Here is a 6,339-nt window from a genome sequence, read left to right as displayed (position 1 = left end):
GACGGCTTGCCGGCGGCGCGGGCGGCCTCGCGGCGCTCGTCGAGTTCGGTGGCCGTGCAGTAGCAGCGGTACGCGTAGCCGCCCTCGAGCAGCTTGCCGGCGACGTCCCGGTAGATGTCCATGCGCTGCGACTGGCGGTACGGCGCGTGGGGGCCGCCGATCTCCGGGCCCTCGTCCCAGTCCAGGCCGAGCCAGCGCAGGGAGTCCAGGAGCTGCTGGTACGACTCCTCGGAGTCGCGCGCCGCGTCCGTGTCCTCGATGCGGAAGACCATGGTGCCCTGGTGGTGCCGGGCGAAGGCCCAGTTGAACAGGGCGGTGCGGACCAGCCCCACGTGGGGGTTGCCGGTCGGGGAGGGACAGAAACGGACGCGGATCGCGTTAGCCACGCTTGATCACCTTGTTGGTGAGAGTGCCGATGCCTTCGATGGTGACGGCGACCTCGTCGCCGACGTTGAGCGGTCCGACTCCGGCCGGGGTGCCGGTGAGGATGACGTCGCCCGGGAGCAGCGTCATGGCCTCCGTGATGTGGACGACGAGGTCCTCGACGGAGCGGACCATGTCGCTCGTACGACCCAGCTGGCGCTGTTCGCCGTTGACCGTGCACTGGACGGCGAGGCCCTCGGCGACGGCGGCCGGGTCGATGCCGGTCTCCACCCAGGGGCCGAGCGGGCAGGAGGTGTCGAATCCCTTGGCCCTGGCCCACTGCTTCTCGCGCTGCTGGACGTCGCGGGCCGTGACGTCGTTGGCGCAGGTGAAGCCGAAGACGACGTCCTTGACGCGCTCGCGCGGGACCTCGCGGCACATGCGGCCGATCACGACGGCCAGCTCGGCCTCGTGGTGCAGTTCCTGCGAGAAGGAGGGGTACTCGATCGCGTCGCCGGAGCCGATCACCGAGGTGGTGGGCTTGAAGAAGGCGACGGGGACCTCGGGGACCTCGTTGCCGAGCTCCGCGGCGTGCTCCGCGTAGTTGCGGCCGATGGCCACGACCTTGTTGGGCAGGACGGGCGGCAGGAGGCGGACCTTGCTCAGCGGGACCTTGGTGCCGCTGAGTTCGAAGTCGGCGTACGGAATACCCTTGATGATGTCGAGGACGAGGTCGCCCTCTTCGCCGGGGGCGCTGCCGCCCTCGACCGCGCCGAAGGCGACATTGCCGTCGATGGAGAATCTGGCGATGCGCACGGGATGCCGTGCCCCTTACTTCCGCTGGTGACTGGAGTCTGACGCTCCAGGCTAACGCGGAAGGGGCGGGCGTCCCGCCGACATCACTGCGCCGGGGTCAGCGGGGCTTCCATGAGGGTGGTGCGGCGCGGGTTGGCCGTGCTGGCGGGGAGGTCTGCCGAGTGCTCCGGCCGGACGCCCTGCTGCAGTTCACCGGCGTCGGTGAGGGTGGCCAGGGTGGTGCGGCGCGGGTTGGCGATGCTGCGGAACGTCATCGTCGTCTTCATCGGTGGCTTCAGACCTCGGTGTAGGGGTTGACAGGGCACTCGCTTTGTAAAGCGTCAGGCTAAACATTCGATTCCCTGCACATAGCGGTAGGAGACGGCGATCTATATGTGAGTTTGCTCACGACCAGGGGGACATTCCGGTCATCTCAGGCCGCCAGCGGGGCCACTGGAAACGGACATTGCGTACCTGAATGCTTCATTCCGCTCCTGATCATGGCGACTGGGACACCCCCCACCCCTACACGACTCGTCCACCGATGTCCGCTTCCTCCCCGATCCGTATCCACGGCAGGTGATGAGCCCCTCACGGATCGTGAACCGGCGGGAGGTGGCCGCCACCGCCCTTGTTGGAGATCCGGCACTGTGCTGGAATTCCACGCACCGCCGCGGGAAGTCAGACCGGCGCGCAGCGGCGCAACGCAGCGCCCAAGCGGCGGCGGGAGGGGGGATCCAAGCCGGTCACTCACGACCACCATGGAGCGCGTTCGCGCTCCACGACGCCGACACCGTCCCGTCCGTTCGCGCGGAGGGACGCCTGGTCCAGAGGTTGCGACGCTAGTGCAGGGACGTTTCAAGAGGGATGGCATGGGGTCTCCCCCGACCCGCCAGGGCCGAGGGGAAGCTGCGGCGGGCGAGGAGCCGCGCGGCGGGACCGACCGCGGCTCCTCGGCCCAGCACACCCAGAACCCGGGTCAGACGGCCGCCTCCGACGGCACCGACCGCGCGGGGCGCGGCAGTGCCGCACCGGGCGGCGCCGAGCCTCCGGCCGCACCCAAGGCGAAGGCCAAGGGGAAGGGCAAGGAGAAGAGCCCGACCGACACCGGGCCCCGAATAGCCCTGCGCAACTGGCGCATCAGCACCCGCCTCGTCTCCCTGCTCGCCCTGCCCGTGGTCGCCGCGACCACGCTGGGTGGACTCCGTATCAACGAGTCCATGAACGACATGGAGCAGCTGGACCACATGCAGCTGCTCACCAAGCTCACCGAAGAGGCGACCGACCTCGCCCAGGCGCTCCAGGAGGAGCGCGACCAGACCGCCGGGCCGCTGGCCAACCGGACGGCCGAGGACGGTCCGATCTCGTCCGACTACAAGGTCTCCCAGCACTACCAGTCGACCGACCGCGCGCAGAAGGCGTTCCTGAAGGCCACCGAGGAGATCGGTGACACCCAGAACGACGAGGCGCTGCAGTCGATCCGCGCCAACGTGACGCAGATCGCCAACCAGGTCATCTCGCTCAAGAGCATCCGCGAGAACGCCTACGACGACGACGTGCTGCACTCGCAGACCGTCGAGCGCTACAGCCGGCTGATCGAGTCGCTGCTCAGCCTGTCGCAGGACATGGCGCAGGCCACCAGCAACCCCGACATGATCAAGCGCACGCGTGCGCTGGCGGCGTTCTCGTCTGCCAAGGAGTACGCGTCGATCCAGCGCGCGATCATCGCCGCGGCCCTGCCGAAGAACGACCGCGTGAAGGGCAAGCTCAACCCGAACGACCGGCTGTACGCCGAGGCGGCCCGCAAGAACGAGAACGACGCCCTCAAGTCGTTCCAGGCGATCTACTCCTCCGCCGGCGGTGACGCCACCGAACTGCTGGCCCCGCTGACCAGCGGCAACCCCAACATCATCGAGGCCGACAAGTACGCGGACCGGGTGCTGAGCTCCCCGGACGGCATGGAGAAGCAGCCGGCGCGAAGCTACCTCGACTGGGCGGACGAGGACAGCACCAAGATCCAGGCCATGAAGACCATCGAGGCCGACCTGCTCGGCCAGATGGAGGGCAAAGCCCGTGAGCTGCACCAGGAGTCGCAGCGCGACGCGATCATCAACGGTGCGCTGATCCTGCTCGTCCTCGGCGTCTCGCTGATCGGCGCCTTCGTCGTGGCCCGGTCCATGATCCGGTCGCTGCGGCGGCTCCAGGACACCGCGACCAAGGTCGCCCAGGAGCGTCTGCCCGAGCTCGTCAAGCAGCTGTCCGAGTCCGACCCCCAGGACGTGGACACCTCGGTGGAGTCCGTCGGTGTGCACTCCCGGGACGAGATCGGCCAGGTGGCCGCGGCCTTCGACGACGTGCACCGCGAGGCGGTCCGCCTCGCCGCCGAGCAGGCCCTGCTGCGGGGCAACGTCAACGCGATGTTCACCAACCTCTCGCGCCGCTCCCAGGGTCTGATCCAGCGCCAGCTGTCGCTGATCTCCGAGCTGGAGTCCCGCGAGGCCGACCCGGACCAGCTCTCCTCGCTGTTCAAGCTCGACCACCTCGCCACGCGCATGCGCCGTAACGGTGAGAACCTCCTCGTCCTCGCCGGTGAGGAGCCGGGCCGCCGGTGGACCCGGCCGGTCCCGCTCGTCGACGTGCTCCGCGCCGCCGCGTCCGAGGTGGAGCAGTACGAGCGCATCGAGCTCGCCGCCGTCCCGGCGACCGAGGTCGCCGGCCGCGTCGTCAACGACCTCGTGCACCTGCTCGCCGAGCTGCTGGAGAACGCCACGTCGTTCTCCTCGCCGCAGACCAAGGTGCGCGTGACCGGTCACGCGCTGCCCGACGGGCGTGTGCTCGTCGAGATCCACGACACCGGCATCGGCCTCTCCCCCGAGGACCTCGCCGCGATCAACGAGCGGCTGGCGTCGCCGCCCACCGTGGACGTGTCGGTCTCCCGCCGCATGGGTCTGTTCGTGGTCGGCCGTCTGTCCCTGCGCCACGGCATCCGCATCCAGCTGCGGCCGTCCGACTCGGGCGGTACGACCGCACTGGTCATGCTCCCCGTGGACGTCGCCCAGGGCGGCAAGAAGCTTCCCGGCAAGCCCGGTCAGGGCGGTCCGGCGGGCCAGGCCGGTATGCCGCAGGCCCCGGCGGGCCCCGGCGGCCGGCTGGCCGGCGGTCCCGGTGGCGGCCGGCCGGGTCTTCCCGGCGGCGCGGGCGCGGGGCGCTCCGGCGCGGCCGCGGGTCTCGCCGGCGCCGCCGCTGCGCGCGGTCAGGTCGGCGCGGGTGCCGGACCGCGGGCAGCGCTGCCCGGCCGGGACGGGGCACCGGGCGGACAGCCCGGTGGTCAGCCGGGCGGACAGGCCGGGCAGTCCGGTGGGCAGCAGCAGCCGCGGCAGGGCAAGCACGGCCGGCCGGGCCAGCCCCCGCAGCAGCCCCAGCAGCCCCAGGATCCGTTCAGCGGCACCGCCGGTGCGGCGCCCGGCGGCATCCCGACGCGTTCGGACGTCTGGCAGAACAACAGCCAGGCGCCGCAGGCCGAGGCCCAGCAGCCCGCCAGGCAGCAAGGCCCCGGACAGCAGCAGGGTCACGGGCAGCAGCAGGCCCCCGGCTCCCCGCGCCGCCAGCCCGGCGCCGGCCCGCGCGCCGAGCTGCCCGGTGGTCCCCAGCAGCCGCAGCGCCCCCAGCGCCCGCAGGCCGCCAGCTGGGGCAACGACCAGGCCGCCCCCGTGCCCCCGCAGCAGCGCACCACTCCGCTGGACGCGCCGCGTGGCCACGAGGAACCGGACACCACCGGCCAGTACGCGCGCCCCGACCAGCTGAACGGGCACCGTCCGCAGGACCCCGCGTCCACGGCGCAGTTCCCGCGGCCGGACTACACGAGCCCGCGCCCGCCGGCCGGCAGCCTGCCGTCGCAGCCGCGGCCCGAGGCCCTGCCGCCCGCTCCGGACGCCGGGGACGGTCGCACGCCGCTGTACGACACGCTGGAGACCAACTGGTTCCGCGGGCAGGAGGGCCACCAGGCCCAGCAGCCCCCGGCCCAGCAGTCCCAGCAGCCCCCGGCCCAGCAGTCCCAGGGCCGCCGGCCGGAGGCCCCGCGGGCCCAGCAGCCGCAGCAGCCGCAGGCCCGTCAGGACCGGTTCGCCGGGAGCGACCAGACGATGCCCGTCCCGGTCGTACCGCAGCAGCCGGCCCAGCAGCGCCCCGCCCGCGACGACGCCGCGTCCACCACGGGCGCCTGGCGTACGTCGCCCAACGATGAGCTGGTGCGCCAGGCCGAGCGGGTCCGCAAGCCCGCGGCCGGCGGCGTCACGACGTCGGGCCTGCCCCGGCGGGTCCCGCGTGCCAACCTGGTGCCCGGTACCGCGCAGGAGCAGCAGCACCAGTCCGGGCCGCAGGTGTCGCGCGCGCCCGACGACGTGCGCGGCCGACTGACCAACCTCCGCCGGGGCATCCAGCAGGGGCGTCAGGCGGGCGGCTCGACCACGGGCAGCTTCAATATCGGCCCCACTCACCCGCAGGAGCGCTAGTTGAGACCGATGAGCCAGGCGGCGCAGAACCTGAACTGGTTGATCACCAACTTCGTGGACAACACCCCCGGGGTGTCGCACACGGTGGTGGTCTCGGCCGACGGCCTCCTGCTGGCCATGTCCGAGGGGTTTCCGCGTGACCGCGCCGACCAGCTCGCGGCCGTGGCGTCCGGACTCACCTCGCTGACCGCGGGGGCGTCCCGGATCTTCGAAGGCGGCCAGGTCGCCCAGACCGTGGTGGAGATGGAGCGCGGCTTCCTCTTCATCATGTCCGTCTCGGACGGCTCCTCCCTCGCTGTGCTCGCCCACCCTGACTGTGACATCGGCCTCGTCGGCTACGAGATGACGCTGTTGGTGGACCGTGCCGGCACCGTGCTGACCCCGGACCTGAGAGCCGAGCTCCAGGGCAGCCTGCTCCGCTGATCCGCCGGGGCGGTACGTGTTCCCTCCCCCCTCGTGTACGTACCGCCTCACGTTCTTGTTCATTTGTCGGCCGCCCCATCCGGCCCCCCACCGGCCCCGTCACGACGGCACGCAGACCACCTGCTGTCACGACCCGGAGGATCCATGACCCCGCCCACCGCCTCTCACGATCCGTACGGCGCGTCCCTGGACGACCCGTACGGTCACGAAGGCGACCAGCCGCTGGTCCGTCCGTACGCCATGACCG

Annotated in this window: 5 protein-coding genes and 1 pseudogene; 3 read left to right on the top strand and 3 right to left on the bottom strand. The window is 71.6% G+C overall.

The window, feature by feature from the left end; genetic code table 11:
• From IH00_RS39530 to IH00_RS0117470, 3 genes are all read right to left on the bottom strand, one after another.
• Positions 1 to 386: glutamate--tRNA ligase family protein (locus IH00_RS39530; protein ID WP_039947123.1), on the bottom strand; the 386-nt coding region annotated here is incomplete at its 3' end.
• Positions 379 to 1,179, bottom strand: coding sequence for a fumarylacetoacetate hydrolase family protein (locus IH00_RS0117475; RefSeq protein WP_031074610.1), 801 nt, complete (start codon positions 1,177 to 1,179; stop codon positions 379 to 381). The genes IH00_RS0117475 and IH00_RS39530, both read right to left, overlap by 8 nt.
• An 83-nt stretch (positions 1,180 to 1,262) precedes the next feature.
• Complete coding sequence (locus IH00_RS0117470) at positions 1,263 to 1,445, bottom strand: hypothetical protein (protein ID WP_031074608.1); 183 nt, start codon at positions 1,443 to 1,445, stop codon at positions 1,263 to 1,265.
• A gap of 585 nt (positions 1,446 to 2,030) precedes the next feature.
• Here IH00_RS0117470 and IH00_RS0117465 point away from each other — a divergent pair.
• From IH00_RS0117465 to IH00_RS44125, 3 genes and pseudogenes are all read left to right on the top strand, one after another.
• Positions 2,031 to 5,669 (top strand): sensor histidine kinase, encoded by a 3,639-nt coding sequence (locus tag IH00_RS0117465; protein WP_031074606.1) that lies wholly within the window; start codon positions 2,031 to 2,033, stop codon positions 5,667 to 5,669.
• A 9-nt stretch (positions 5,670 to 5,678) separates the two neighbouring features.
• Positions 5,679 to 6,092 (top strand): roadblock/LC7 domain-containing protein, encoded by a 414-nt coding sequence (locus IH00_RS0117460; protein ID WP_031074604.1) that lies wholly within the window; start codon positions 5,679 to 5,681, stop codon positions 6,090 to 6,092.
• 144 nt (positions 6,093 to 6,236) lie between these two features.
• A pseudogene (locus IH00_RS44125) lies at positions 6,237 to 6,339 on the top strand (DUF742 domain-containing protein); the annotation flags it as partial.

Source organism: Streptomyces sp. NRRL S-118, assembly GCF_000716335.1.
Lineage (GTDB): Bacteria > Actinomycetota > Actinomycetes > Streptomycetales > Streptomycetaceae > Streptomyces.
The sequence above is the reverse complement of the archived record's forward strand: the minus strand, read 5'-3'. Positions and strand labels throughout refer to the sequence as shown.

Coding starts and splice junctions, on each gene's coding strand:
- IH00_RS0117470 (WP_031074608.1), bottom strand. CDS start 1,445: ATGAAGACGACGATGACGTTCCGCAGCATCGCCAACCCGCGCCGCACC.
- IH00_RS0117465 (WP_031074606.1), top strand. CDS start 2,031: ATGGGGTCTCCCCCGACCCGCCAGGGCCGAGGGGAAGCTGCGGCGGGC.
- IH00_RS0117460 (WP_031074604.1), top strand. CDS start 5,679: ATGAGCCAGGCGGCGCAGAACCTGAACTGGTTGATCACCAACTTCGTG.